29 protein-coding genes and 1 other RNA gene are annotated in these 23,903 nt (G+C 66.6%); 13 read left to right on the top strand and 17 right to left on the bottom strand.

Features of this window, described 5'->3' with window-relative positions; all coding sequences use genetic code 11:
• Position 1: 1 nt before the first annotated feature.
• Genes ftsL through mraZ form a run of 3 tightly spaced genes read right to left on the bottom strand, consistent with a single transcriptional unit; the run spans position 2 to position 1,658 of the window.
• Complete coding sequence (gene ftsL / locus IE097_RS12490; protein ID WP_189461179.1) at positions 2 to 304, bottom strand: cell division protein FtsL; 303 nt, start codon at positions 302 to 304, stop codon at positions 2 to 4.
• Positions 301 to 1,299 carry a 16S rRNA (cytosine(1402)-N(4))-methyltransferase RsmH gene (gene rsmH / locus IE097_RS12485; protein ID WP_189461178.1) on the bottom strand — a complete coding sequence of 333 codons (999 nt, stop codon included), beginning with the start codon at positions 1,297 to 1,299 and terminating at the stop codon, positions 301 to 303. Before rsmH ends, ftsL begins: the two co-directional genes overlap by 4 nt.
• Positions 1,221 to 1,658, bottom strand: coding sequence for a division/cell wall cluster transcriptional repressor MraZ (mraZ, locus tag IE097_RS12480; RefSeq protein ID WP_189461177.1), 438 nt, complete (start codon positions 1,656 to 1,658; stop codon positions 1,221 to 1,223). The genes rsmH and mraZ overlap by 79 nt, the downstream gene beginning before the upstream one ends.
• 239 nt (positions 1,659 to 1,897) lie before the next feature.
• Here mraZ and IE097_RS12475 point away from each other — a divergent pair, with 239 nt between their 5' ends.
• Both IE097_RS12475 and msrP read left to right on the top strand, forming a co-directional pair.
• A complete protein-coding gene (locus tag IE097_RS12475) occupies positions 1,898 to 2,065 on the top strand; it encodes a protein MIGRI (protein ID WP_189461176.1) in 168 nt (55 codons plus the stop codon).
• Positions 2,066 to 2,136: 71 nt separating this feature from the next.
• Positions 2,137 to 3,057, top strand: a complete 921-nt coding sequence (gene msrP / locus IE097_RS12470) for a protein-methionine-sulfoxide reductase catalytic subunit MsrP (RefSeq protein ID WP_189461175.1) — start codon at positions 2,137 to 2,139, stop codon at positions 3,055 to 3,057.
• A 48-nt stretch (positions 3,058 to 3,105) separates the two neighbouring features.
• Here the strand turns inward: msrP and IE097_RS12465 are convergent, their stop codons facing one another.
• The 3 genes from IE097_RS12465 to glnK all read right to left on the bottom strand — a co-directional run bounded on the left by IE097_RS12465 (position 3,106) and on the right by glnK (position 5,896).
• Positions 3,106 to 3,624 carry a YcnI family copper-binding membrane protein gene (locus tag IE097_RS12465; protein WP_189461174.1) on the bottom strand — a complete coding sequence of 173 codons (519 nt, stop codon included), beginning with the start codon at positions 3,622 to 3,624 and terminating at the stop codon, positions 3,106 to 3,108.
• 143 nt (positions 3,625 to 3,767) lie between these two features.
• A complete protein-coding gene (gene amt, locus IE097_RS12460; RefSeq protein ID WP_189461173.1) occupies positions 3,768 to 5,534 on the bottom strand; it encodes an ammonium transporter in 1,767 nt (588 codons plus the stop codon).
• Between the two features lie 23 nt (positions 5,535 to 5,557).
• On the bottom strand, positions 5,558 to 5,896 hold the full coding sequence (glnK, locus tag IE097_RS12455; RefSeq protein WP_070529755.1) for a P-II family nitrogen regulator: 339 nt from the start codon (positions 5,894 to 5,896) through the stop codon (positions 5,558 to 5,560).
• 248 nt (positions 5,897 to 6,144) lie between these two features.
• Between glnK and IE097_RS12450 the strand changes: the two genes are divergently transcribed.
• Entirely contained in the window at positions 6,145 to 6,405 is a 261-nt protein-coding gene (locus IE097_RS12450; RefSeq protein WP_189461172.1) for an accessory factor UbiK family protein, read from the top strand.
• 130 nt (positions 6,406 to 6,535) lie between these two features.
• On the opposite strand, the gene rnpB is transcribed toward IE097_RS12450, so the two are convergent.
• The 4 genes from rnpB to IE097_RS12430 all read right to left on the bottom strand — a co-directional run bounded on the left by rnpB (position 6,536) and on the right by IE097_RS12430 (position 8,728).
• Positions 6,536 to 6,961: RNase P RNA component class A (rnpB, locus tag IE097_RS12445), an RNA gene on the bottom strand.
• A gap of 9 nt (positions 6,962 to 6,970) precedes the next feature.
• Complete coding sequence (locus IE097_RS12440) at positions 6,971 to 7,450, bottom strand: hypothetical protein (protein ID WP_189461171.1); 480 nt, start codon at positions 7,448 to 7,450, stop codon at positions 6,971 to 6,973.
• Positions 7,450 to 8,499 carry a dihydroorotase gene (pyrC, locus tag IE097_RS12435; RefSeq protein ID WP_189461170.1) on the bottom strand — a complete coding sequence of 350 codons (1,050 nt, stop codon included), beginning with the start codon at positions 8,497 to 8,499 and terminating at the stop codon, positions 7,450 to 7,452. The genes IE097_RS12440 and pyrC overlap by 1 nt, the downstream gene beginning before the upstream one ends.
• Before the next feature lies 1 nt (position 8,500).
• Entirely contained in the window at positions 8,501 to 8,728 is a 228-nt protein-coding gene (locus IE097_RS12430; protein ID WP_189461169.1) for a sulfurtransferase TusA family protein, read from the bottom strand.
• Positions 8,729 to 8,836: 108 nt separating this feature from the next.
• Between IE097_RS12430 and IE097_RS12425 the strand changes: the two genes are divergently transcribed.
• The 7 genes from IE097_RS12425 (at position 8,837) to IE097_RS12395 (ending at position 16,089) form a co-directional block, all read left to right on the top strand.
• Positions 8,837 to 9,493 (top strand): response regulator transcription factor, encoded by a 657-nt coding sequence (locus tag IE097_RS12425; RefSeq protein ID WP_189461168.1) that lies wholly within the window; start codon positions 8,837 to 8,839, stop codon positions 9,491 to 9,493.
• On the top strand, positions 9,490 to 10,776 hold the full coding sequence (locus IE097_RS12420) for an ATP-binding protein (protein ID WP_189461167.1): 1,287 nt from the start codon (positions 9,490 to 9,492) through the stop codon (positions 10,774 to 10,776). Before IE097_RS12425 ends, IE097_RS12420 begins: the two co-directional genes overlap by 4 nt.
• A 22-nt stretch (positions 10,777 to 10,798) precedes the next feature.
• Positions 10,799 to 11,758: a cation diffusion facilitator family transporter gene (locus tag IE097_RS12415; RefSeq protein WP_189461166.1), complete on the top strand. Its 960-nt coding sequence runs from the start codon at positions 10,799 to 10,801 to the stop codon at positions 11,756 to 11,758.
• Between the two features lie 39 nt (positions 11,759 to 11,797).
• Entirely contained in the window at positions 11,798 to 12,385 is a 588-nt protein-coding gene (locus tag IE097_RS12410; protein ID WP_189461165.1) for a CNP1-like family protein, read from the top strand.
• Positions 12,386 to 12,393: 8 nt separating this feature from the next.
• Complete coding sequence (locus IE097_RS12405) at positions 12,394 to 13,551, top strand: sugar diacid recognition domain-containing protein (protein WP_189461164.1); 1,158 nt, start codon at positions 12,394 to 12,396, stop codon at positions 13,549 to 13,551.
• Between the two features lie 119 nt (positions 13,552 to 13,670).
• Positions 13,671 to 14,930, top strand: coding sequence for a GntP family permease (locus IE097_RS12400; RefSeq protein WP_189461163.1), 1,260 nt, complete (start codon positions 13,671 to 13,673; stop codon positions 14,928 to 14,930).
• 13 nt (positions 14,931 to 14,943) lie between these two features.
• The gene (locus IE097_RS12395; RefSeq protein WP_189461162.1) at positions 14,944 to 16,089 is read left to right on the top strand and encodes a glycerate kinase; all 1,146 of its coding nucleotides are present in this window, start codon (positions 14,944 to 14,946) and stop codon (positions 16,087 to 16,089) included.
• A 54-nt stretch (positions 16,090 to 16,143) separates the two neighbouring features.
• On the opposite strand, the gene IE097_RS12390 is transcribed toward IE097_RS12395, so the two are convergent.
• From IE097_RS12390 to IE097_RS12380, 3 genes are read right to left on the bottom strand one after another with little or no spacing between them, the layout of a single operon-like run.
• The gene (locus IE097_RS12390) at positions 16,144 to 16,665 is read right to left on the bottom strand and encodes a GNAT family N-acetyltransferase (RefSeq protein WP_189461161.1); all 522 of its coding nucleotides are present in this window, start codon (positions 16,663 to 16,665) and stop codon (positions 16,144 to 16,146) included.
• On the bottom strand, positions 16,652 to 16,855 hold the full coding sequence (locus IE097_RS12385; protein WP_189461160.1) for a hypothetical protein: 204 nt from the start codon (positions 16,853 to 16,855) through the stop codon (positions 16,652 to 16,654). Before IE097_RS12385 ends, IE097_RS12390 begins: the two co-directional genes overlap by 14 nt.
• A 9-nt stretch (positions 16,856 to 16,864) precedes the next feature.
• Entirely contained in the window at positions 16,865 to 17,095 is a 231-nt protein-coding gene (locus IE097_RS12380; protein WP_189461159.1) for a DUF4287 domain-containing protein, read from the bottom strand.
• Positions 17,096 to 17,306: 211 nt separating this feature from the next.
• On the opposite strand from IE097_RS12380, the gene IE097_RS12375 reads away from it, so the two are divergent.
• The 3 genes from IE097_RS12375 to IE097_RS12365 are packed head-to-tail and all read left to right on the top strand — an operon-like array spanning position 17,307 to position 21,567.
• Entirely contained in the window at positions 17,307 to 19,283 is a 1,977-nt protein-coding gene (locus IE097_RS12375) for an arylsulfatase (protein WP_189461158.1), read from the top strand.
• Positions 19,284 to 19,330: 47 nt separating this feature from the next.
• The gene (locus IE097_RS12370) at positions 19,331 to 20,245 is read left to right on the top strand and encodes a YkgJ family cysteine cluster protein (protein ID WP_189461157.1); all 915 of its coding nucleotides are present in this window, start codon (positions 19,331 to 19,333) and stop codon (positions 20,243 to 20,245) included.
• A 14-nt stretch (positions 20,246 to 20,259) separates the two neighbouring features.
• On the top strand, positions 20,260 to 21,567 hold the full coding sequence (locus IE097_RS12365) for an anaerobic sulfatase maturase (protein ID WP_189461156.1): 1,308 nt from the start codon (positions 20,260 to 20,262) through the stop codon (positions 21,565 to 21,567).
• Here IE097_RS12365 and IE097_RS12360 read toward each other — a convergent pair.
• The 4 genes from IE097_RS12360 to murI all read right to left on the bottom strand — a co-directional run bounded on the left by IE097_RS12360 (position 21,555) and on the right by murI (position 23,804).
• The gene (locus IE097_RS12360) at positions 21,555 to 21,893 is read right to left on the bottom strand and encodes a hypothetical protein (protein ID WP_189461155.1); all 339 of its coding nucleotides are present in this window, start codon (positions 21,891 to 21,893) and stop codon (positions 21,555 to 21,557) included. The genes IE097_RS12365 and IE097_RS12360 overlap by 13 nt on opposite strands.
• Positions 21,893 to 22,429 (bottom strand): NUDIX domain-containing protein, encoded by a 537-nt coding sequence (locus tag IE097_RS12355; RefSeq protein WP_189461154.1) that lies wholly within the window; start codon positions 22,427 to 22,429, stop codon positions 21,893 to 21,895. Before IE097_RS12355 ends, IE097_RS12360 begins: the two co-directional genes overlap by 1 nt.
• 40 nt (positions 22,430 to 22,469) lie before the next feature.
• Positions 22,470 to 22,889 carry a GNAT family N-acetyltransferase gene (locus IE097_RS12350; protein ID WP_189461153.1) on the bottom strand — a complete coding sequence of 140 codons (420 nt, stop codon included), beginning with the start codon at positions 22,887 to 22,889 and terminating at the stop codon, positions 22,470 to 22,472.
• A gap of 153 nt (positions 22,890 to 23,042) precedes the next feature.
• Positions 23,043 to 23,804, bottom strand: coding sequence for a glutamate racemase (murI, locus tag IE097_RS12345; protein ID WP_189461152.1), 762 nt, complete (start codon positions 23,802 to 23,804; stop codon positions 23,043 to 23,045).
• Positions 23,805 to 23,903 lie beyond the last annotated feature (99 nt).

The following is a 23,903-nucleotide window of genomic DNA, read 5'->3' as shown; positions in this document are numbered from 1 at the left end:
CTCAGTCCGCCGGCGAGAGTTTCGGCCGTGCGACGACCTGCCCGTGCGGCAGGATGACCTGGGTGCGGTTGGCCGCCGGCAGCTGCATGCCGAGCTTGGCGGTGGCCTCGGACTCGATGCGCGAATGCATCGCCCAGGTGCTCTGTTCGAGTTGGAGCTGCCCCCACTCGACGTCGAGCTTCTTGGTGGTCTGGTCTTCCTTCTGCAGTTCGCCGTACAGCTTGCGCGCGTTGAACTGGCTGGTCACCACCGACAGCGCGCAGGCAATCAGCACGGCGAGCAGGAACAGGTTGAGGCGGGTCATGTCGCCGCCTTTTCCGCGATCCGCAGGATGGCGCTCCGCGCACGCGGGTTGGCAGCCACCTCGTCGGCCTGCGCCCGCACGGGCTTGCCGATGACGCGCAGCGGCGGCGGCGGAATGTCGGCCGCACGGATCGGCAGGCGATCGGGCAGGTCGTGCTTGCTCTGGTCCTGCATGAAGCGCTTGACGATGCGGTCTTCGAGCGAATGGAACGCGATCACCGACAGCCGCCCGCCGGTGCCGAGCCGTGCCAGCGCCTGCGGCAGGATCAGCGCGAGTTCTTCAAGCTCGCGATTGACGAAAATCCGAACAGCCTGGAAGGTACGCGTCGCCGGGTCCTGGCCCGGCTCACGGGTACGGACGGCGCGCGCCACGAGCGCGGCAAGTTCGCCGGTTGTGGACAATGGCCGCTCGCTGCGACCTGCAACAATCGCTGCTGCAACCTGTTTAGCAAACCGCTCTTCGCCATAATCTCTGATGACCTCCGCAATGTCTTTTTCGTCGGCGCTGTTGAGCCAGTCGGCGGCGGTGATGCCCCGCGTCGTGTCCATGCGCATGTCCAGGGGGGCGTCGAAGCGGAAACTGAAGCCGCGACTGCCGTCGTCGAGCTGGGGCGAGCTGACGCCCAGATCGAGCAGCACGCCGTCGATTGCCGTGACGTTCAGCGCGTCGAGCGACGCGGCGAGCGAGGCGAAACCGTCGTGCACGATGGTGAAGCGCGGATCGGCAATCGTCTGCGCTTCGGCGATCGCGTACGGATCCTTGTCGAAGGCGATCAGCCGGCCGTTCGGGCCAAGCTTCGACAGGATCAGGCGTGAATGACCGCCGCGGCCGAAGGTGCCGTCGACGTAAATACCGTCCGCGCGGATATTCAGCGCGTCGACCGCTTCGTGAAGCAGGACGGTTCGATGTATGAAGCTCACAGCACAATGCCTTGCATCTGGGTTTCCAGCTCGGACGGCGACAGGTCGAATACCGCCTGATTCTTCGCCGACCATTGGCCGTCATCCCAGATTTCGAATTTGTTGCCGATACCGACAAAGGCGATTTCCTTTGCCAGGCCGGCGATTTGCCGAAGCCGCGGCGCAATCAGGATGCGCCCGGCGTTATCCATATCCAGTTCCTCGGCATGACCGACGACCAGGCGACGGATTTGCGCTTGCGGACCGGACAATTGGTTGAGCTGGTCGCGCACGGGCTCCCAGTCGGTCTGCGGGTAGAGCAACAGACAGCGGTCGGGACTGACCGTCAACACCAGCCTGCCCGCGCTGCGGGCGAGCAGCAGCTCGCGATGCCTGGCCGGTATCGCCAGACGCCCCTTGCTGTCGAGGTTGAGGGTTGCCACGCCGCTGAACATGAGCCTTGTCTCGTTGTGAGGAAAAATCCACTTTCACCCACTTTTTCCCACTTTCACCCACTATAGCAGCAATCAAAAACCCGCCACAAGGGCGGATTTAGGCTTTCCCTTTTTGATACAATCACTTAGCTTCAATTCATGCAGACCGGTTTTATTCTGCGAAAGCCGCAAAGAATGAAACAGATATCGCCGATAACTTAAAGTGCCACTTTAAGTATCTCCCGCCGTTCGCCTCCCCCATGCTTGGTAAACCGTTCAGAATTCTGCTGGCCGTAATTGTCGTGCTGCTGCTGTGGCGGATGCTGTCGCCGGCATGGCGCACCGAAGCCCACCGCAGTGCGAAAATCGCCGCCCGGGTGCTGTTGGCCGGGGCGGCGATTGCATTGGCCGCGCACTTTTTGCACTGAATCTGCTCCAACAGCTGTCAGATCCGCATCGCAGCGGCGACCAAGACGACATACGTTCACCGGAGACCGGCATGTTGCGTCCAAGCTTCCCCATTCCGCCGTCGGAAATCACCGCCGAATCGCTCTACCTCGACCGGCGCCGCTTCCTGATGGCCACCGGCGGCCTGATCGCCGCGACGATGCTGCCCGACGCCGAAGCGGCGGCACTGGCGACCCGGCCCAGCCGCTTCAGCACCGGCGAGGACAAGAACAGCTGGGAGCAGATCACCAGCTACAACAACTTCTACGAATTCGGTACCGACAAGGGTGATCCGGCGCAGAACGCCGGCAGCCTGAAGACGCGGCCGTGGAGCGTGCGGGTCGAAGGCGAGTGCGAAGCACCGAAAACCTTCGACATCGACACGCTGATGAAACTGGCCCCGCTCGAGGAGCGCGTCTACCGGCTGCGCTGCGTCGAGGGCTGGTCGATGGTGATTCCGTGGGTCGGCTATTCGCTGTCCGAGCTGCTCAGGCAGGTGAAGCCGACGTCGAAGGCCAAGTACGTCGAGTTCGTGTCGTTTGCCGACCCGAAGCAGATGCCCGGCGTGCGCCGGCCGGTACTCGACTGGCCGTATACCGAAGGACTGCGCATCGACGAAGCGATGCACCCGCTGGCGCTGCTGTGCGTCGGCCTGTACGGCAAGCCGCTGCCGAACCAGGACGGCGCGCCGGTCCGACTGGTGGTGCCGTGGAAATACGGCTTCAAGAGTGCCAAGTCGCTGGTGAAGATCGTGCTGCGCGAAACCCAGCCGGCCACCGCATGGAACAAGGCGGCGCCGAACGAGTACGGCTTTTATTCGAACGTGAACCCGGAGGTCGACCATCCGCGCTGGAGCCAGGCGAACGAACGGCGCATCGGCGAGCTGCTGCGGCGCAAGACGCTGCCATTCAACGGCTACGGCAGCGAGGTCGCCGGGCTGTACAAGGGCATGGACCTGAAAAAGTACTTCTGACACGACAACGGCGCCCGCAGGCGCCGCTGTCGCACCGAAACGCGCGTCTCAATGATGCTGGTGGCCGGCACCGGCCGGGGGTGCCAGCTCGAGCACCGGTGCCGGATGCGCCGGCGCGGCACCGTCGTCACCCGCCACGTCGGTCCACTCGATCGTCTGCTTGCCGCACTGCTGCACGACCTTGAAGTACAGCTTGCCCGCTTCGGCCGGCAGCTTGAGCTGCATGACGAATTCGTCGAACTGCGCATCGGGCAGACTGCCGGACCAGCGGATTTCGCTCACGCCCTCGGCGACCGTCTTGCCGTGCGCCTCGTACGGCTGCTTGAGCTTGCCGCTGCGGATGTCGAGCTTCCAGCCCGGCTTCGGCATCGGCTTGGCCGACAGCACGCCGTCGGGAATGCGCACGCTCACCGCCGTCGTCGCCGCACCGTCGCAACCGTGGCCGACCTGGAACACCGCCTTGTAATAGGTATCGGCCGGTGCATATTTCTGCTGCAGCACGATGTGCGCCTGCGCACTGCCTGCCAGCAGCGACAGGATCAGGACGGCGGACGGGGAAACACGCATGACGGGGCTCCGGAAGGACAGGGCGCCAGTGTAACCGTGAATCCCGGGTCGACCGGTCATCGGCGGCAGACGCCGAAAAAAAAGGCCCGCCGGGAAGGCGGGCCGCAGAAACGCGACACAGGAGCATCGCGGGCACGTGGTGCTTAATGGTTGTAGGCCTTTTCGCCGTGACTGGTGACGTCAAGACCTTCACGCTCTTCGTCTTCGCGCACGCGCAGACCGATGACCAGATCAACCAGCTTGTAGGCAACCACCGAGACGATGCCCGACCACAGGATGGTCACGCCGACACCGATGGCCTGGATCCTGACCTGGGCGCCGATGTCGTAACCGGTGGCGACCTTGTTGGCGACGTAATCCCATACGCCGGTGCCGCCGAGGTCCGGCGAGGCGAACACGCCGGTCAGGATCGCACCGAGGATGCCGCACACACCGTGAACACCGAATACGTCGAGCGAATCGTCGGCACCGAGCAGACGCTTCAGGCCGTGCACGCCCCACAGACCGGCAACACCGGCGATCAGGCCCATGACCAGACCGCCGCCGACGCCGACGAAACCGGCTGCTGGGGTAATGACGACCAGACCGGCCACCGCACCCGACGCGGCGCCGAGCAAGGAGGGCTTGCCCTTGAGCAGCCATTCGGCGAACAGCCATGCCAGCACGGCGGCGGCAGTGGCAGCCCAGGTGTTGACGAAGGCCAGCGCGGCGGTGCCGTTGGCTTCGAGCGCCGAACCGGCGTTGAAACCGAACCAGCCGAACCACAGCAGCGACGCGCCGATCATCGTCATCGTCAGGCTGTGCGGCGCCATCGCTTCGCGACCGAATCCGACGCGCTTGCCGACCATGAAGGCACCGACCAGACCGGCGACGGCGGCGTTGATGTGCACGACGGTACCACCGGCAAAGTCGAGATCCCCCTTCTGGAACAGGAAGCCCGCGGTCGCATTGGCGGCGTCGGCGGCGGCCTGCGTGGTGTACGCATCCGGGCCGGCCCAGTACCAGACCATGTGGGCCATCGGCAGGTAGGCGAAGGTGAACCACAGCACCATGAACACGAGGATGGCCGAGAACCGGGCGCGTTCGGCGAAGGAACCGACGATCAGGCCGCACGTGATGCACGCGAACGCGCCCTGGAACACGACGTAGATCAGTTCGGAGATGCCGACACCCTTGCTGAACGTTGCGGCGATCGAATCCGGCGTTACGCCCTTGAGGAAGAGCTTGGACAACCCGCCGAAGAAGGCGTTGCCCTCGGTGAACGCCACCGAGTAGCCGTAGATCACCCACAGCACGGCGATCAGCGCGAAGATCACGAACACCTGCACCAGCACCGACAGCATGTTCTTGCTGCGAACCAGGCCGCCGTAGAACAGCGCCAGCCCCGGGATCGACATCAGGATCACCATGCTCGCGGCAACGATCAGCCAGGCGTTGTCACCCTTGTTGACGGTGACCGCCGGTGCGGCTGCGGGTGCAGCAGCAGCGGCTTCGCTGGCAACCGCAGCGACCGGCGCAGCAACGGCCACGCTGATCTCGACGCGACGCGCTTCGTTCGCGTCGCCGCCACCGGTCGTCACCGCCGGCTTTTCGAGGCTGATCTGCGCTTCGGCCAGGCCCCCCTTGACCAGCAGGTCCCTGACCGCCAGCGCGCGCTGCTTGGCCAGCTCGGCGTTGGCCGCGGCATCGCCGCTCGCATCGTGGAAGCCGGCGATGCTCAGCACCACCTTGCCGTCGGCCTTGGCAAAGTCGACCAGCGGTTGCGCCGTGGTTGCCGCATCGGCCGGCAGTTCGGCCTTGCCGGTCTCGAAGTACAGCTTGGCCGCGACGGGCGCGTCGGCCGCGAGTGCCGCACCGGCGAGCATCAGCCCGCACAGCAGCGCAAAGAATCGTGCTAACCAGGTTTTCATGCTTCTCTCCTTCCCGTGCTTTTTTAGATGGCCGCTTCGCCGGTTTCGCCGGTGCGGATGCGCACGACGTGCTCCAGATCGAAGACGAAGACCTTGCCGTCGCCGATCTTGCCGGTGTTGGCCGCCTTTTCGATCGCTTCCAGCGTCGCGTCGAGCTGGTCGTCGGCAATCGCGACCTCGAGCTTCACCTTGGGCAGGAAGTCGACGATGTACTCGGCGCCGCGGTAGAGCTCGGTGTGGCCCTTCTGACGACCGAAGCCCTTCACTTCGATGACCGTGAGCCCCTGTACGCCGATGGCGGACAGCGCCTCGCGCACTTCATCGAGCTTGAACGGCTTGATGATGGCAGTGACGAATTTCATGGGTGACTCCTTGGAAACAGGACGATGACGTAGGTGGTCTAGCAGAAAGCGTGCCAATCGCCGGAAAACGCGATGACCGGCCCGGATCACCGCGACGGCTGTTGCAAACGCACCGACTCGGCGCAGCGGGCGCCGGCCGCACCACGCCGACGCACCGCCTCGGTGCCTGCGCCGGGACGCAACTTCGCCGCGATGGCGCGGTCTATCGATCTGCTAGACTGCGAACCTGCATCTACTTGGAGAGCGCCATGCTGAAAGAAAAATTCTTCGACGAAATCGCCAGCAAGATTTCCGAAGCCATCGCCGCGAGCCCGGCCAAGGACGTCGAAAAGAACGTGCGCGCAATGATGTCGAGCGCCTTCACCCGCATGGATCTCGTCACCCGCGAGGAATTCGAGATCCAGCAGGACGTGCTGGCACGGACGCGCGAGAAGCTCACCGCGCTCGAAGCGCGGGTGAATGCGCTGGAAGAGAAGCTGCTGGCCGGCAACCCCCAGGACGCCCTCTGAGGCACGGCCAGTAAAGTCCTGCTGGCTGCGTCGGATTTTCCCGGCCGTGCCGCGCAGACCGGAACAGCCGTACGGGGATGCACAGACGTAAAAAAGCCGAGGTTTTCACCTCGGCTTTTTTGTTGCGATCGGGCGAAGCCGGCCTGTAAGCCGGGTTCTGTACGCACGGCGAACCGTACGCGACCGCCATTCCTCTAGGCACAGCGTTACCACTGCACTCCAGCAACCTACCCGCAGGCTCGACGGGCCGCCTCAACGCCTGCTGCTTGGTCTTGCTCCGGATGGGGTTTACCCTGCCGGTGACTGTTACCAGCACCGCGGTGCGCTCTTACCGGCCCCTTGCGGGGCTTCCCCGACGGGAACACCTTTTCACCCTTGCCTGTACGCGGTCCCGATCGCTTCAACCGACCGTTCAACCCGCGCCATCGGCGGTTCAGCTCTCTGTTGCACTTTCCATCGCCTCGCGGCGCCCGGCCGTTAGCCGGCATCCTGCCCTGCGGAGCCCGGACTTTCCTCCCCCCCGATTGCTCGGGGCAGCGACGATCCGGCCGGCTTCGCGACGCCATTATCCCGCGTCCAGCACCTCGCCTGCAAACGGCAATCCGCTGGCCTCGGCCAGCGCCTTCGCCAGACCGAGCTGACGCGCCCGGCCGCCGCGGGTCGCACGGCGGTGCATGAAGGCAAAACGGCTGCCGCCGTCGCCCTCGGCCAGCACCCACAGCGTGTCCGGGCCGACGACGTTCGGATCGGTTTCGAGCACGATCTGCCGGAACGCCGAGACCGGCTGACTACGCGTGTACACCGGAATCACGCCGAGCAGCATGATGCGGCGGACAAAGGCGCTGCCGGTAAAGCGCCGTTCGCTCGGCAGCGCCCAGAACACCACGGCCAGCGCCAGCATCGTGTACCAGAACAGGCCGAAGAAGGCGCGCTCGAAATGGTCGGGCGCGATCAGCGGCTGGCCCCACCAGCCGGCGGCGGCCAGCACCAGTCCGGAGACCCACCAGCCGGGCCGGGTCACGTCGCGGGCAACGAATTGCGCCATCAGCCGGCCTGCCCGTCATGCAGGCGCCAGCCCAGCGTTTCGCCGGCGCGCAGCGGGACGACCGCGTGCTCGCCGAACGGGTAACTGGCCGGCACGGTCCAGTCTTCCCTGACCAGCGTGACGGTGCCGCTGTTGCGCGGCAACCGGTAGAAATCCGGGCCGTTGAAGCTGGCAAACGCTTCGAGCCGGTCGAGCCTGCCGACCGATTCGAACGCTTCGGCGTAGAAACCCAGCGCCGCGTGCGCCGAGTAGATGCCGGCACAGCCGCACGGTGCTTCCTTGGTGTGCTGCGCATGCGGCGCGCTGTCGGTGCCGAGGAAGAACTTGGCGGAGCCCGACGTCACCGCCGCCAGCAGCGCCTGGCGGTGTTCCTCGCGCTTCAGTACCGGCAGGCAGTAGTGGTGCGGGCGGATGCCGCCCTGGAACAGCGCGTTGCGGTTCATCAGCAGGTGCTGCGGCGTGACCGTCGCGCCGACGTTGTCCCCGGCGTTGATCACGAACTCGGCGGCCTGGCGGGTGGTGATGTGTTCGAACACCACGCGCAGGTTCGGCAGGCGCTGCAGCAGCGGCGCCATCACGCGGTCGATGAACGCCGCCTCGCGGTCGAACACGTCGACGGCCGGATCGGTCACTTCGCCGTGCACGAGGAAGGGCAGACCGACTTCGGCCATTTTTTCCAGCGCCGGCATCACGCCGTCGAGCGCCGACACGCCGGCTTCGGAATTGGTCGTCGCGCCGGCCGGGTAGAACTTCACCGCGTGGACGAAGCCCGATTCCTTCGCCATGACGACCTCTTCGGGCGTCAGCGCACCGGTCAGGTACAGCGTCATCAGCGGCGTGAAGTCGCTGCCGGCCGGCAGCGCCGCGACGATCCGGTCGCGGTAGGCGGCGGCCTGCGCCACCGTGGTGACCGGCGGCTTGAGGTTGGGCATGACGATGGCGCGGGCGAATTCGCGCGCGGTGTGGGCGACAACCGACGCCATCAGGTCGCCGTCGCGCAGGTGCAGATGCCAGTCGTCGGGGCGGGTGATCGTGAGTTGGGTAGTCATTTCAGCGCTTGCGGATCAGGAAGTGGAAACGGCCGTCCGTGGAGGAGGACTCGACCAGCGCATGCCCGGTCTGGCGGCAGAAGGCGGCGAAATCGGTCGGCGTCGCCGGATCGGTGCAGGTGACGAACAGCGTCTGGCCCGATTCGAGCGTCGCCAGTGCCTTCTTGGTGCGCAGGATGGGCAGCGGGCAGTTGAGGCCGGAAAGGTCGATGGTCTGGTCGGCGGACATGGCGGCGGAGGTACCGGACAAAATCACATTGTACCGCGCAACGCCACCGCTGCCCCGCGCGGCGCCGGCAGTGAAATAATGGCGACTGGCATACACAGGACCCCGACCATGCGCATCCTGCTGGTGGAAGACGACCCGCTGCTTGGCGACGGCGTGCAGGAAGGCCTGCGCGACGCCGGCTGGACCGTCGACTGGCTCGCCGACGGCGAGGCGGCCCGTACGGCGCTGCAGGCCGACGCGACCTTCGACGCCCTGGTGCTCGACCTCGGCCTGCCGCGCCTGCCCGGGCTCGACGTGCTGCGCTGGCTGCGCGGCGCCGGCCTGGCGCTGCCGGTGCTGATCCTGACCGCGCGCGACGGCATCGATGACCGGATTGCCGGGCTCAACGCCGGCGCCGACGACTACCTCGTCAAACCGTTCGCGCTCGGCGAGCTCGACGCACGGCTGCACGCGCTGCTGCGCCGTGCCAACGGCCGCGCCGCGACCGAAATGTTCTGGCGCGACGTTGCCTTCGACGCCGCCAGCCTGACCGCACGCCGCAACGGCGAGGTCCTGAACCTGACGTCGATGGAAGCGCGACTGCTGCACCTGCTGCTGTCGGCCCGGCCGCGCTACCTGTCGCGCGAACAGATCGAAACCAAGCTGTACGGCTGGCTGGAATCGGGGGACAGCAACAGCCTCGACGTGCACCTGTCCCACCTGCGCAAGAAACTCGGGGCCGGCAGCATCGAGAACGTCCGCGGTCTCGGCTGGCGGCTGGCATGACGACGCCCCCGCGTTCGCTGTTGTGGCGGCTGGCAGCCTCGCTCGCGGCGGCCATCCTGCTGCTGTGGGTGGTGATGATGGCCGGTGTCGGCTATCAGGTGCGCCACGAGATCGGCAAGGCGCTCGACCGCCAGCTGGAATGGAATGCGAAGCTGTCGCTGGCCGCGTTCACCGACGATCCGGTCGCATTGCCGACGGTCGACCCGCACCGGACCGCATTCGCGCTGTACGACAAGCAGGGCCGGCTGCAGGAGGCCAGCACCAGCCCGCCGCTGCCGCTGCTCGATGGCGACCGGGGCGAATTCGACTTCAACGGTCAGCGCTGGGTGATCCGCGTCGCCACGTCGGCCCATCACACCATGGTGCTCGGCGAGCCGATCGCGGTGCGCGACTACACGGCACTGGATACTGCCGGCGATCTGGCGCTGCCGATGCTGGCCGTGCTGGCGCTGCTGTTGCCGCTGGTGCTGTGGCTGGTCTGGCGCGGCCTGCAGCCGGTGCGCGATTTCGCCGAAGCCGTCGCCGCGCGGACACCGGAACGGCTGGAGCCGCTGACCCAGCCGGCACCGCCCGAACTGGCACCGCTGCAGGGCACGCTGAACCGGCTGTTCGACGAGCTCGGCGCCGCGTTCGCGCGCGAACGCCGTTTCACCGCCGACGCTGCGCACGAGCTGCGCACACCGCTGGCGGCGGTGCAGATCCAGCTCGAAGTGGCCGAGCGCGCCCGCGATCCCGAACGGCGCGACCGGGCGATGACGCAGGCGCTGGCCGCGTGCGGCCGGGCCAGCCGGCTCGTCGGCCAGCTGCTGGCGCTGGCGCGGCTCGAACAGCACGGCGCCGCGCAGACGCTGGCACGCGAACGCATCGACTGGCCGAAGCTGTGCGAAGCACTGTTCGCCGAGCTCGACGCGGCCGGCGTCCGGCTCCCGGTGCTGCAGATCCATGCGCCGTCGCCGCTGCTCGGCGACCATGCGCTGCTGACCGTGCTGCTGCGCAACCTGATCGACAACGCCCGCCGCTACGGTGGCGACGGCGCGACGGTCACCGTACGCATTGCCGCACACACGCTGATCGTCGAGGACGACGGCCCGGGGATCGATGCCGACGCCGAGGCCAGGCTCGGCGAACGCTTCTTCCGCCCGGTCGGCCAGGCACTGCCGGGGGCCGGGCTCGGGCTGTCGATCGTCGCCCGCATCGCCGCGCTGCACCGGGCCGAATTCCGTGCCGGCAACGGCGAGGCCGGCGGCTTTGTCGCACAGGTCATCTTTCCGATGCCGGCCTAGGCCGGACAAACACGGAGGCGCCATGGCGCACGACCACGACCACGACCACGACCACGACCACGACCACGACCACGACCACGACCATCATCAGCATCGCCATGGCGAGGGCGCCTCGCAACGCCGGTTGCTGCTGGCGCTGGTGCTGACGGCCGGTTTCGCACTGGTCGAGCTGGGCGGCGGGCTGTGGGCCGGGTCGCTGGCGCTGATCTCCGACGCCGGCCACATGTTCACCGACAGCGCCGCGCTGCTGCTGGCAGTGATCGCCAACGTGATCGGCCGCCGGCCGGCCGATGCACGCCAGTCCTACGGCTATGCCCGCGCCGAGCTGATCGGTGCACTGGTCAACAGTCTGGCGATGATCGCGCTGATCGTCTGGATCGCCGTCGAGGCCGTCACCCGGCTGCTGACACCGCAGGCGGTCAACGGCGGCGGGGTGATGCTGATCGCGCTGATCGGCCTGCTGGTCAACGTCGCCTCGGCCTGGCTGCTCGCCGGCAACGCCCACAACCTCAACAGCCGCGCCGCGCTGATCCACGTGCTCGGCGACCTGCTCGGCTCGGTCGCCGCCATCGTCGCCGGCGCGGTGATCCGGTTCACCGGCTGGCTGCCGATCGATCCGATCCTGTCGATCGCCGTCTCGCTGCTGATCCTGCGTTCGACCTGGCGGCTGCTGCGGCAATCGACGCACGAACTCATGGACGGCGTTCCCGGCCACCTGAATCTGGCCGAGATCGGCGCCGCCATCGCCGCCGAGCCCGGCGTGATCGAAGTCCACGACCTGCACGTCTGGCCGCTCGGCGCCGGCCGCATCGCCATGTCGGCCCACCTCGTCGTCGGGCAGCCGGAACAGTGGCCGGGCCTGCTGCTGCGGCTGACGCGGATGCTGGGCGAGCGCTACGGCATCGGCCACGCCACGCTGCAACCCGGCTGGTTCGTCCATCCGCAAGGCAAGGTGATCCCGATCCGGTCGATCGGGCACTGACGTGTGCTAGCATCGCCAGCGTTATCCGGAGTCCCGCAGATGAAACGCCTTGCCCTGATCGCCACCCTTCTTGGTCTGTCCGCCGGCGTCCATGCCGCCGAGTACAACAACCCGCAGACCGCCGGTGACAATACCGGCTTCAACGTCATGGACATGCTCAAGGACAAGGAGCCGCCGGCACCGCTCGAAAAGCCGTTCGACCGGCCGGCGCTGTCGTCGCTGAAGCAGTGGGCGCCGTTCACGGTCAACTACGAATCGCGACGCAACAGTTTCTACATTGCCGTCGACTCGATCACCGTCAGTCCCGACGACAAACTGGTGCGCTATGCCGTCGCCGTCGTTCCCAAAGGGGGGGTCTGGAACGTCACCTACGAGGCGCTGGACTGCAACAGCGCGCAGTACCGTGTCTTTGCCTACGGCACCAGCGACGGCCAGTGGCAGGACCTGAACCGCAAATGGCAGAAGGTGGTCAAAGCCAACTACAACGCCTACTCGGGGGCGCTGCTGGACGATTTTTGCCGTTTTGACGACCCGTTGCCGCAAGACGATATCCGCAAGGGTCTGGGCAAGGAGCGCGTGGCGCCCGGTCAGCAGCCCGGCGTCAATATAGGCGGCCAGGGCAGCTAAGCTCGGGCATGAGCCGGCTCGACCCCGCCCTCGCGCAGGAAATCGTCGCGCGGACGATGCGCATCATCACCTGCAACGTCAACGTGATGGACGAGCGCGGCACCATCATCGCCAGCGGCCATGCCGACCGCATCGGTCAGTTGCACGAAGGCGCGCTGCTGGCGCTGGCGCAGGCGCGCACCGTCGAGATCGACTCGGCCACCGCCGACCGGCTCAAGGGCGTGCGTCCCGGCGTGAACCTGCCGCTGTACGGCGAAGGCCGTGTCGTCGGCGTCGTCGGCCTGACCGGCGAACCGGCTGCAGTGCGCCAGTTCGGCGAACTCGTACGCGTGACCGCGGAAATGACCATCGAGCAGGCCCGGCTGACGCGGCTGCTGGCCCGCGATACGCGGCTGCGCGAGGAGCTGGTACTCGAACTGGTGCGCGCTGACGCCCCGGATGCCCGGCTCACCGACTGGTCGCGCCAGCTCGGCGTCGATCTGGCCGCGCCGCGCGTTGCCGCGGTGATCGAGATCGACAGCGGCGAGCTCGGCGTCGACGCGGCCTTCAACGAACTGCAACGGCTGCAGACGCTGCTGACCACGCCCGAGCGCGACAACCTGATCGCCACGGTGTCGCTGTCCGAAGTCGTCGTGCTCAAGCCCGTGGTCGAGCGCGGCAACCGCTGGGACTTCGAATCGCACCGCGACCGCGTCTGGCAGCTGCTGGCGCGGATGCGCGCCGAAAGCGCGCTCGGCGTGCGCATCGCGCTCGGCAACTATTTCCCCGGCCCCGGCGGTCTGGCGCGCTCGTACCGGACCGCTGCGACCACGCTGCGGCTGGGTCGGCAGCGCGATCCGAACCAGCGCGCCTACTTCTTCCAGGATCTGGCCCTGCCGGTGCTGCTGGAAGGGCTGCACGACAGCTGGCAGGCGCGCGAGCTGGCACGGCCGCTGACCGGACTGGCCCGGGCCGACAGCCGTGGTCAGCTGCGCGACACGCTGAACGCCTGGTTCGCCAACGACATGCACCCGGGCCGGACCGCCCAGGCGCTCGGCATCCACCGCAACACCCTCGACTACCGGCTGGGCCGCATCGCCGACCTCACCAATCTGGTGCTCGACCGCACCGACGACCGGCTGCTGCTGTATATCGCCCTGCAACTCGACCTGACCCGTCCGGCTTGATTTCCGTCAAACCTCCGAAAAATACCGAAAACACACCGGCATATTTTGGGCAATTGCACGTAGTGTAGTCGGATTGCGCTGACTACCATCGGCTCCACAACAGTGCATGGAGTCGAACCATGGAAGTCTCTACCCTCGGCGCGCTGGCAGCCCTCGTCGTTGCCATCGGCCTGATCCTCAAGAAAGTCCCGCCGGCTTACGGCATGATCGTCGGCGCCCTCGCCGGCGGCCTGATCGGCGGGGTCGACATCTCGGCCACGGTCGAACTGATGATGGGCGGCGCCAAGGGCATCATCCCGGCGGTGCTGCGCATCCTCGCCGCCGGCGTGCTCGCCGGCGTGCTGATCGAATCCGGCGCCGCGGCATCGATCGCCGAAACCATCGTCAAGAAGCTCGGCGAAACGCGGGCGCTGCTGGCGCTGGCGGTCGCCACGATGATCCTGACTGCCGTCGGCGTGTTCATCGACGTCGCGGTCATCACCGTCGCGCCGATCGCACTGGCCATCGCCCGCAAGGCCGACCTGTCGAAAATGGCCATCCTGCTGGCGATGATCGGCGGCGGCAAGGCCGGCAACGTGATGAGCCCGAACCCCAACGCGATCGCCGCAGCCGATACCTTCCACCTGCCGCTGACCAGCGTGATGGGCGCCGGCGTGATCCCGGGGCTGTTCGGTCTGGTGGCCGCCTACCTGATCGCCAAGCGGCTGATCAACCGCGGCAGCAAGGTGCAGGAGTCCGAAGTCATCCAGCACGACCATGGCAGTCTGCCGTCGTTCGGCGCCGCACTGGTCGCCCCGATCGTCGCCATCGTGCTGCTGGCACTGCGCCCGCTGTTCGGGATCAAGATCGACCCGATGATCGCGCTGCCGCTCGGCGGCCTGCTCGGCGCACTCGCCATGGGCAAGTTCAAGAACAGCAACAGCTATGCCGTGGCCGGCCTCGGCCGGATGGCGCCGGTGGCGATCATGCTGCTCGGTACCGGTACGCTGGCCGGCATCATCGGTGCCTCGCACCTGAAGACCGTGCTGATCGACGTGCTGCAGGCGTCGGGTCTGCCCGCCTACGTGCTGGCCCCGGTGTCCGGCGCGCTGATGTCGCTGGCGACCGCCTCGACCACCGCAGGTACCGTCGTCGCTTCGCAAGTGTTCAGCAGCACGCTGCTCGAACTCGGCGTGCCGGCCCTGGCCGCCGCGGCGATGATCCACAGCGGTGCCACGGTGTTCGACCACATGCCGCACGGCAGCTTCTTTCACGCCACCGGCGGCGCGGTGAACATGAGCATCAGCGAACGGCTCAAGGTCATTCCGTACGAAACCGCCGTCGGCCTGGTGATCACCATCGTGTCGACCCTGATCTTCGGCGTGTTCAAGATCTTCTGACAAGGAACGAACCATGAAAATCGTCATCGCCCCCGATTCGTACAAGGAAAGCCTGTCGGCGCTCGACGTCGCGATCCAGATCGAGGCCGGCATGCGTGAAGTCTGGCCCGACGCCGACTACGTGAAGCTGCCGGTTGCCGACGGCGGCGAAGGCACCGTCGCCGCGATGGTCGACGCGCTCGAAGGCAGGCTGGTGCACACCGGCGTCACCGGCCCGCTCGGCGACTGCGTGCAGGCCTTCTACGGCCTGTCCGGCGACGGCCGGACCGCGGTGATCGAAATGGCCGCCGCCAGCGGCCTGGCGCTGGTACCGCCCAGCCTGCGCAATCCGCTGCAGACGACGACCTACGGCACCGGCGAGCTGATCCGCGCGGCGCTCGACGCCGGCGCCCGCCGCTTCATCATCGGCATCGGCGGCAGCGCGACCAACGACGGCGGCGCCGGCATGGTGCAGGCGCTTGGCGCCCGGCTGCTCGACCGCGACGGCCGCGAAATCGGCTTCGGTGGCGGCGCGCTGGCGCGGCTGGCGCTGATCGACGTCAGCGGCCTCGATCCGCGGCTGGCCGAATGCCGGATCGACGTCGCCTGCGACGTCGACAACCCGCTCACCGGCCCCAAGGGCGCTTCGCACGTGTTCGGGCCGCAAAAGGGCGCCACGCCGGAGATCGTCGCCCAGCTCGACGCCAATCTGGCCCACTACGCCAGCGTGATCGGCCATGACCTCGGCGTCCACGTCGACACGGTACCCGGCGCCGGTGCGGCCGGCGGCATGGGGGCGGCGATGCTCGCCTTCCTCAAGGCCACGCTGCGGCCGGGGATCGAGATCGTCATGGAAGCCGTCGGCCTCGACGCCATCGTCGCCGATTGCGATCTGGTGATCACCGGCGAAGGCCGCATCGACAGCCAGACCATCCACGGCAAGACTCCGATCGGCGTTGCCCGCGTCGCCAAGCGCCACGGCAAGCCGGTGATCGGCATCGCCGGCTGCCTGACCCCCGACGTCGGTATCGTTCACGAACACGGCATCGACGCGGTGTTCAGCGTGCTCTACCACGCCTGCTCGGTCGACGAAGCGCTGGCCAGGGCGGCCGACAACGTGCGGCTGGCCGCGCGCAACATCGCCGCCGGACTGCAGATCGGCCGCGGGCTGGCACGCTAGGCCACGCGGCCATCCTGCCGGACGACCACGGCGCCTGCGGGCGCCGTTTTTCCGTTACGGCAAGGGCCGGACCATCGCAATGCGCCGGGTCAGCCCCGTGGCCTGCTCGGCCTCGAGCTGCGCGGTCAGCGCCGGCCCGCAGCGGGACGGCGGCAGCTCGGCAAAACCGTGGCGACGGTAGAACGGCGCATTCCACGGCAGGTGGGCAAAGGTCGTCAGCGTGGCCCGCTCGAAGCCTCGCCCGGCACCGGCCTCCAGCATCCGCCGCAACAGCCGCGCACCGAGGCCCTGGCCGGCGTGGTCGGGATGCACGTCCATTTCGTCCAGATGCCAGTGGCCGTCGACGATGCCCGCCAGCGCGAAACCGAGCACCCGGCCGTCGGGACCGGTCGCCACCCAGAGTCGCCCATCGTGTTGCGCGGCGGCCAGCGTCGCCGCGGCCACCGTTCTGCCGCGCAGCGCCGGAGGCAGGTCCGCAGGCGGAAACAGCGCGGCCGCGGCAAGCTCGATCGCGGCCAGCGCCGGCAGATGTGCCGGCTGTGCAGCCACGATCGCCACGTGGTCAGCGCCGGACATAGAACAGCGCGCTCAGGCCCACGCCGATCAGGTACAGCAGCCAGGTCTGCGGCACGAAGTACGGGTACACCATCAGCGCGATGCCGATCAGCATCGGTTCGAACCGGGTTTCGCGCCTGCCGTAACGGAAGGCGACCAGGCCGATCAGGCCGAAGAAAATCGAGGCAAACAGGACAGCGGGTGTGGGCATGGATTCCGTTCAGGCATCGCCTTCGTTCTTGATGCCCTTGAGCAGGGCATAAACCGCCATCGCATGGCCGTGACCGAGCGCAAAATCGGTTTTCAGCCAGGCAACGATGTCGCCGGCTTTAACGCCGGGCGCCAGCTGGCCGTTGACCGCAAGGCCCTTTTCGCCGGCGAGCCGGCGGAAATCGTCCGGCATCTGGCCGGTCTTGGCCCGGATGTTGTCGAGGTAAGCCTGAAACGACATCTGCATCTCCCTGCACCACATGGCGCGCCATCATTGCAGCGCATCCGGCTCCGGAATGCCAACGGAATATCGCCGTCAGGCCGGGGCGGTGCTGTAAGCCTTTCGGCCCGTTAAACCCGTACGCGCTAACGGACAAATAACTAAGTATTAATTGATCTATTGATCACTTATTACCATAGTCCCCTCCAACAACAATTTTCAGGGTGGGGCCATGCCAATCCACGGCATTCTTCCGCAAAAGTTTGGGCTTGGCGTGCTGTATGCCGCCGTGCTCGGCAGTCTGGCGCTCAGCGCTTGCGGCGGTTCGGACAGCAACGATGCAACAACCAGTGCACAGCAAAGCACGCCGGTACCGACGCCGGCCCCGGTTCAGGCCGACAGCCGGCCGAACATCCTCTACATCATGGCCGACGACCTCGGCTATTCGGACATCGGCGCCTTCGGTGGCGAGATCGACACGCCGAACCTCGACGCACTGGTCGCCAACGGCCGCATCCTGACCAACCACCACACCGGCACCGTCAGCGCGATCACCCGCTCGATGCTGATTTCGGGCACCGACCACCATCTGGTCGGCGAAGGCACGATGGGCGCGCCGAGCGACGAGCGCAAGGGCCTGCCGGGCTACGAGGGCTATCTGAACGAAAGCTCGCTGTCGGTCGCGCAACTGCTCAAGGACGGCGGCTACCACACCTATATCGCCGGCAAATGGCACCTCGGTTCGAACATCGTCGGCGGCGCGGCCGGCGGCAAGACGCCGGACCAGTGGGGCTTCGAGCGCAGCTACTCGCTGCTGCCCGGCGCTGCGGCCAACCACTTCGGCCACGAAGCGGCCGGCTCGAAGAACTACACCGAAGACGGGCGTTACGTGCAGCCGGGCCAGCCCGGCCAGCCGGGCGGCGTCGGCGGTACGCCGGCGGTGTTCTACTCGACCGACTTCTTCACCGACAAGCTGATCGGCTACATCGAATCCAACCGCAAGGACGGCAAGCCCTTTTTCGCCTACGCCGCCTACACCTCGCCGCACTGGCCGCTGCAGGTACCGGAACCCTGGCTGAGCCAGTACAAGGGCAAGTACGACCAGGGTTACGAAGCCGTCGCCGCCGCACGCTACGCCCGGCTGCAGGCCAAGGGGCTGATCCCGGCCGGCCAGGCCAAGTCGGTCGACGTCGCCGAGACGCTGACGCGCTCGCCGGCGACCGCCGCCAACGGCACCGCCGGCGCCAAGTACATCAACGCCGTCAATCCGGCGTCGGCCGGTTACACCGAATACGGCCAGGGCCGCGTGGTGAAGAAGTGGGCCAGCCTGTCCGCCGACGAGAAGAAGGCCCAGGCGCGCTACATGGAAATCTACGCCGGCATGGTGTCCAACCTCGACCACAATATCGGCCGTCTTGTGCAGTACCTGAAGGACACCGGCCAGTACGACAACACCTTCATCCTGTTCCAGTCCGACAACGGCGCCGAAGGCTGGCCGATCGACTCGGGTGCCGACCCGACGGCGACCGATACCGCCAACGCGCAACCGGGCCGCTACGAGAAACTCGGCACCGACACGCTGTTCGGCGGTCAGCCGGGACTGTCGTACGGGCTGCGCTGGGCCGAAGTCAGCGCCACGCCGTTCTCGCAGCTGAAGGGCATGATGGGCGAAGGCAGCATCTCGACACCGGCGATCGCCAAGCTGCCGGGACAGAAGACGTCGCAGCAGCCGTTGCGCGGCTTCACCCACGTGACCGACAACACCGCGACCTTCCTCGCGCTGGCCAAGGTCACCGTGCCTTCGGTTCCCGCACCGCCGCAGATCGACCCGAAAACCGGCAAGGACCTGAACAAGGGCAAGGTGGTCTACAAGGACCGCTACGTCTATCCGGTCACCGGCAAATCGCTGGTCGAGGCGCTGCAGCAGGCCACGCCGGCGCCGGTGCGCAACACACCGTTCGGCGAGGAAACCTACGGCCGCACGGCGATCTACAGTGCCGACGGCCGCTGGAAGGCGCGCTTCACCGAACCGCCGTTCGGCCCGCTCGACGGCCACTGGGAGCTGTTCGACCTGAACAGCGACCGCGGTGAAACCACCGACCTGTCGGCGCAGTACCCGGCGCTGACCAGCAGCCTGATCGGCCACTGGAAGGGTTACATGACCGACGTCGGCGGGGTCAGCCCGCTGCGACCACGCGGCTTCTACTAAGCCGAAACACCGCACGCCGCCCCGCGCGGCGTGCGGTTCTGACCGCAATGACCATCATCCATCCGATCCCGTTTCCAGTCGCAGCCGGGAATCCGCCACCGGCCGGGCACTTCGCCTTCCGCTGCAACGCCTGCGGCCAGTGCTGCAACACCCCGCCGCTGCTGACGCTGGACGAGCTGCTGCGCTTCGAGACCCGTTTCATCGGCGTGCTCGCGCTGCGCCGTGTCCGGCCCTTGTCGGGCGACTTCACGGCGACCGACCGCGCCGCGCAGGCGGACATCGACCGGGCCCTGCTGCTGCCGGCGCCCGATGGTGAGGCGCTGCAGATCACGCTGCAGGCAATCGACTACCCGTCACTGCAACGCTGCCCGGCGCGCGACGATGCCGGCTTGTGCGGTCTGCACGCCGACCACAAACCGCTGGCCTGCGAAGTCGTGCCGCTCGACGCGCTGCGTTCCGACCGGCTGCAGCACGCGGTGCTCGCCAGCCGGCAGGACGAACTGGGCGATGCCGACTGCATCGTCCCCGGCCAGCGCGATGGCCATGCGCCACTGGCCGACGCCACCGACGTCGTCGACCCGGCCTACCTCGACGCGCTGTATGCACACCGCCATGCCCTCGCCGCCGACAAGGCCCACTGGGGCCGGCCACTGTACGCCACGCTGGCGACCGAACTGCACGCCCCGGCGGTGTGGCCGCGCATTCCGCACGACGGTTTTTTCAACCTGTCGCCGGCACCACTCATTGCACTGTTGGCCACCCGTTCACCGCAAATGCTTGAACGTTGCCTGCAGTTCGTCGATGCCCAGCTGCAGCTGATCGACGCCACCGTCGCCACCGCGCTGGCCCGCAAACATCCGGCCGACCGACCATTGACACAGCAACTGCGCGGCTACGCCGACGCCTATCGCGCACTGCGACCGTCGCTCGCCCGCGCCAGCCGCACTCCGCACCACGCCTGAATACCGGATACACCATGCACAGCACCGAAACCCTGAACCATGCCAAGCGCCTCAACATCAGCCCCGAAGCGCTGCAGACCTGGCTCGACGCCGGTGACAACAAGCCCGGCCACGGCGTCAGCCGCTACATGCACGCGACCGTCAAGGCGGTCGGCTCGGCATGCAACCTCGACTGCAACTACTGCTATTACCTGAGCAAGGAAGGCCTGCTCGACCAGAAGAACCAGCGCATCGGCGACGCGCTGCTGGAGACCTTCGTCGTCGACTACATCGCCAGCCAGGACGTCGAGGAGATCGTCTTCACCTGGCACGGCGGCGAGCCGACGCTGCTCGGCGTCGACTTCTTCCGCCGCATCGTCGCGCTGCAGCAGAAGCACCTGCCGCCGGGCCGGCGCATCTCCAACGACCTGCAGACCAACGGCACGCTGCTCGATGACGACTGGGGCGCCTTCCTCGCCGAGGCGGGCTTTCTGGTCGGGCTGAGCATCGACGGCCCGCGCGAACTGCACGACGCCTACCGGCCGACCAAGAGCGGCAAATCGAGCTTCGATGCAGTATTCCGCGGCGCGCAAATCCTGAAGAAATACGCCGTGCCGTTCAGCACGCTGACGGTGATCAACCGCAAGAATGCGCTGCAGCCGCTCGCCGTGTACCGCTTCCTGCGCGACGAACTCGGCTCGACCTACATGCAGTTCATTCCCTGCGTCGAACCGAAGCAGTTCGAACACGTTGCGCCGGGGCATCTGGACAGCCAGCGGCTGGCGCCGCAGGGCAGCCCGCGCGCGCGGCCCGGCCATCCGCTGTCCATCGTCACCGACTGGAGCGTCGATCCGGCCGACTGGGGTACGTTTCTTTCGACGGTGTTCGACGAATGGTTCGCCCGCGACCTGAACCGGATCAAGATCAACCAGTTCGAAACCACGATCGCGCAACTGCAGGGCAAGCCGGCACAGCTGTGCACCAGCAGCCCGTTCTGCGGCAAGAACGTTGCGGTCGAACAGGACGGCCGTGTGTATTCGTGCGACCACTATGTCTATCCGGAATACGAAATCGGCCGGATCGGCGAGAAATCGCTGTCGGAGATGGTGTTTTCCTTGCGCCAGCTCGAATTCGGCCTCGACAAGTTCAACAGCCTCCCCGGCGAGTGCCGCCGCTGCCCGCACCTGACGCTGTGCTACGGCGAATGCCCGCGCACCCGGCTGCTCAAGACCCGGCCGGGCGAGGGCAACCTCAGCTATCTGTGCGAGGGCTGGAAAGGTTTTTACGATCACGCGGTACCGCAGATGCAGCGGCTGTCACCCAAGGCCGTTCAGGCGCGGTGATACGCCAGCCAGAAGGCCTCGCGGCAGGCGTTGTCGAACGATTTGCGTACCGGTTGCAACGGCTGGCCGGCATCGGCCAGCACCGTGTATTCGATCCAGCACTCGGCGCAGGCCAGCGCATCGGGAAAGTCGTCCTGCTCGACGGTACGGCGGATCTGCACGCCGTTGTCGAAGCGGTAGTCGCTGACCGTCCGGCACACCGTGAAGCCCTGATCCTGCCACCGTTCGCTGCGGTTCGTCGTCGCGACGATCGCCGGCGTCTGCGCCAGCCCCAGAATCGCGGCCACATGGTCGGCCAGCGAATGGACCTCGGCGCCGGCCGGCATCAGATCAGTCCTTTCAGCCGCAACAGCCCGAACGCCGCCACGGTGACCGAATCGCGGATCTCGCCGGCGATGATCATCCGCTCGACTTCGGCGATGGAGAAACTGCGACTGATCAGCCCTTCCTCCTCGGCCTCCAGCGCCGTACCTACCTGCGTCAGTCCGGTCGCCACGAACACGCGGTAGGCCTGTGTCGTCATGCCGTAGGCGAGGAACAGCGGCCCGGCATCGACGATATCTTCGGCGACGAAGCCGGTTTCCTCGCGCAGCTCGATCCGCGCCGTTTCGAGCAGATCGCCGTTGGCCGATTTGGCCACGCCCTGCGGCAGCTCCCAGTAACGGCCCTGAACCGGGTAGCGGAACTGCTCGACCAGCTGCACCCGGCCGTCGGCAACGGCCGCGATCACGGCAAAGTCGTCCTTCTCCACCACGCCGTACAGCCCCTCGGCACCGCCAGGCCGGACGAACCGGTCCTCGCGCACGCGCAGCCACGGGTTTTCATAAACGATGCTGCTGCTGAGCAAGCTCAAGTCCTGCATGGGAATTCCTTTTCATGGCCACCGGCCGGCCACCCCCACTTTAAACCCTGCACTCCATCCGCAGCACGCTGCCCTGCTCGCCCACCTGTTCGAAACCCAGCTTTTCGTAGAATTTCTTCGCCGAATTGCCGTTGAACACGCACAGGCGCACGGCTTCAAGCTCCCTCGCCCGCGCCAGCGACATCGCGTGGTCGAGCAGCCTGGTGCCGATACCGTTGCGTTGCGCCCTGGGAATGACCTGCAGATCGTTGATGTACAGATGGCGCTGGTTGAAGCTGATGCGGATCACCGCGACACGCTCGTCGTCGTCGCGCACGATGTAGTTGTCGGTGGCCGCCAGCCCGGATGCATGGGCCTCGTCGTTCCACTCGATCCGGTGCTGCGCATAATGGTGCGCCATGTTCTGGCGGGTCACCTTTTCGATGAACGGATAGTCCAGACTGCTCGCTTCGCTGATCATGGGGCTCCAGGGGCCAAAAGGCGGAAGCCGTCATGGCCGGACACGGCCACGACGGATTTGCTTACTTTATCTCAGCAATGAATTCAGCATGAATCTTGTGATGATCCAGCATCACATGTAAGCAACTGGCCGCCACCGGACATTGCATGCCGCTCACAGCTGAAGCGGCATCACCGGGAATGAAAACCCGAGCATCCTGTGCATGGCCAGTGTCGACCGCTGGCTCGGGGCAGTACTCATGAACTGGTGCGGCGTGTCCCTGCAAACGCGATGAACGGGCCCGGCGAGCGACGATACGCGACGCGCGACGGCTGTGGCGGGTTCAAGCAGCTCGATATCCGGCCCGGCGATGTCGCGGATGAGCGGAGACAAAAACGGGTAGTGGGTACAACCGAGAACGATCTGGTCCACCCCTGCGTTCAGGAACGGCACTATCGCGGCGGCAACCAGCGCTCTGGTATCCGCGCTATCGAGCTCGCCGGCCTCGACCTGTTCGACCAAGCCGGTCCCCGGCTGAAGGATGACTTCAACGTCGGCAGCGTAGTTTTCGATGAGGGCCTTCAGCCGGCGGCTTTCGAGCGTGACCTTCGTCGCCAGCAGACCGACTTTTCCGGATTTTGTGGCAATCGCAGCCGGTTTGACCGCAGGCTCCACACCAACGACCGGAATGGAAAGCGCGCGTCGCAAATGGGTTACCGCGACCGCGGTTGCGGTATTGCATGCAACAACCAGCAATTCCGCCCCACCCGCTTGCATGTGACGACCGATTCGGAGCGAACGGTCAATGATCTCGCCATGATCGCGGCCGCCGTACGGGGCCCGTGCCTGGTCGGCAACATACCAGAGGGGCAATTCAGGAAGCAGCGCCGATACAGCGCGCCAAACGGACAATCCGCCCAGCCCGGAATCAAACATGCCAATCATTCGGGTTCTGCCCTGATTCGGTAAAACCGCGGCGCATCCGTCTACGCCCTTATGGCGAGTCCGCGATCAAGCATCAGCCACTTGCCATCG

This window comes from Jeongeupia chitinilytica, assembly GCF_014652315.1.
Lineage (GTDB): Bacteria > Pseudomonadota > Gammaproteobacteria > Burkholderiales > Chitinibacteraceae > Jeongeupia > Jeongeupia chitinilytica.
The sequence above is the reverse complement of the archived record's forward strand: the minus strand, read 5'-3'. Positions and strand labels throughout refer to the sequence as shown.

Coding starts and splice junctions, on each gene's coding strand:
- ftsL (WP_189461179.1), bottom strand. CDS start 304: ATGACCCGCCTCAACCTGTTCCTGCTCGCCGTGCTGATTGCCTGCGCG.
- rsmH (WP_189461178.1), bottom strand. CDS start 1,299: ATGGTCGGCGAAGAATCAGGCGGTATTCGACCTGTCGCCGTCCGAGCT.
- mraZ (WP_189461177.1), bottom strand. CDS start 1,658: ATGTTCAGCGGCGTGGCAACCCTCAACCTCGACAGCAAGGGGCGTCTG.
- IE097_RS12475 (WP_189461176.1), top strand. CDS start 1,898: ATGCTTGGTAAACCGTTCAGAATTCTGCTGGCCGTAATTGTCGTGCTG.
- msrP (WP_189461175.1), top strand. CDS start 2,137: ATGTTGCGTCCAAGCTTCCCCATTCCGCCGTCGGAAATCACCGCCGAA.
- IE097_RS12465 (WP_189461174.1), bottom strand. CDS start 3,624: ATGCGTGTTTCCCCGTCCGCCGTCCTGATCCTGTCGCTGCTGGCAGGC.
- amt (WP_189461173.1), bottom strand. CDS start 5,534: ATGAAAACCTGGTTAGCACGATTCTTTGCGCTGCTGTGCGGGCTGATG.
- glnK (WP_070529755.1), bottom strand. CDS start 5,896: ATGAAATTCGTCACTGCCATCATCAAGCCGTTCAAGCTCGATGAAGTG.
- IE097_RS12450 (WP_189461172.1), top strand. CDS start 6,145: ATGCTGAAAGAAAAATTCTTCGACGAAATCGCCAGCAAGATTTCCGAA.
- IE097_RS12440 (WP_189461171.1), bottom strand. CDS start 7,450: ATGGCGCAATTCGTTGCCCGCGACGTGACCCGGCCCGGCTGGTGGGTC.
- pyrC (WP_189461170.1), bottom strand. CDS start 8,499: ATGACTACCCAACTCACGATCACCCGCCCCGACGACTGGCATCTGCAC.
- IE097_RS12430 (WP_189461169.1), bottom strand. CDS start 8,728: ATGTCCGCCGACCAGACCATCGACCTTTCCGGCCTCAACTGCCCGCTG.
- IE097_RS12425 (WP_189461168.1), top strand. CDS start 8,837: ATGCGCATCCTGCTGGTGGAAGACGACCCGCTGCTTGGCGACGGCGTG.
- IE097_RS12420 (WP_189461167.1), top strand. CDS start 9,490: ATGACGACGCCCCCGCGTTCGCTGTTGTGGCGGCTGGCAGCCTCGCTC.
- IE097_RS12415 (WP_189461166.1), top strand. CDS start 10,799: ATGGCGCACGACCACGACCACGACCACGACCACGACCACGACCACGAC.
- IE097_RS12410 (WP_189461165.1), top strand. CDS start 11,798: ATGAAACGCCTTGCCCTGATCGCCACCCTTCTTGGTCTGTCCGCCGGC.
- IE097_RS12405 (WP_189461164.1), top strand. CDS start 12,394: ATGAGCCGGCTCGACCCCGCCCTCGCGCAGGAAATCGTCGCGCGGACG.
- IE097_RS12400 (WP_189461163.1), top strand. CDS start 13,671: ATGGAAGTCTCTACCCTCGGCGCGCTGGCAGCCCTCGTCGTTGCCATC.
- IE097_RS12395 (WP_189461162.1), top strand. CDS start 14,944: ATGAAAATCGTCATCGCCCCCGATTCGTACAAGGAAAGCCTGTCGGCG.
- IE097_RS12390 (WP_189461161.1), bottom strand. CDS start 16,665: ATGTCCGGCGCTGACCACGTGGCGATCGTGGCTGCACAGCCGGCACAT.
- IE097_RS12385 (WP_189461160.1), bottom strand. CDS start 16,855: ATGCCCACACCCGCTGTCCTGTTTGCCTCGATTTTCTTCGGCCTGATC.
- IE097_RS12380 (WP_189461159.1), bottom strand. CDS start 17,095: ATGTCGTTTCAGGCTTACCTCGACAACATCCGGGCCAAGACCGGCCAG.
- IE097_RS12375 (WP_189461158.1), top strand. CDS start 17,307: ATGCCAATCCACGGCATTCTTCCGCAAAAGTTTGGGCTTGGCGTGCTG.
- IE097_RS12370 (WP_189461157.1), top strand. CDS start 19,331: ATGACCATCATCCATCCGATCCCGTTTCCAGTCGCAGCCGGGAATCCG.
- IE097_RS12365 (WP_189461156.1), top strand. CDS start 20,260: ATGCACAGCACCGAAACCCTGAACCATGCCAAGCGCCTCAACATCAGC.
- IE097_RS12360 (WP_189461155.1), bottom strand. CDS start 21,893: ATGCCGGCCGGCGCCGAGGTCCATTCGCTGGCCGACCATGTGGCCGCG.
- IE097_RS12355 (WP_189461154.1), bottom strand. CDS start 22,429: ATGCAGGACTTGAGCTTGCTCAGCAGCAGCATCGTTTATGAAAACCCG.
- IE097_RS12350 (WP_189461153.1), bottom strand. CDS start 22,889: ATGATCAGCGAAGCGAGCAGTCTGGACTATCCGTTCATCGAAAAGGTG.
- murI (WP_189461152.1), bottom strand. CDS start 23,804: ATGTTTGATTCCGGGCTGGGCGGATTGTCCGTTTGGCGCGCTGTATCG.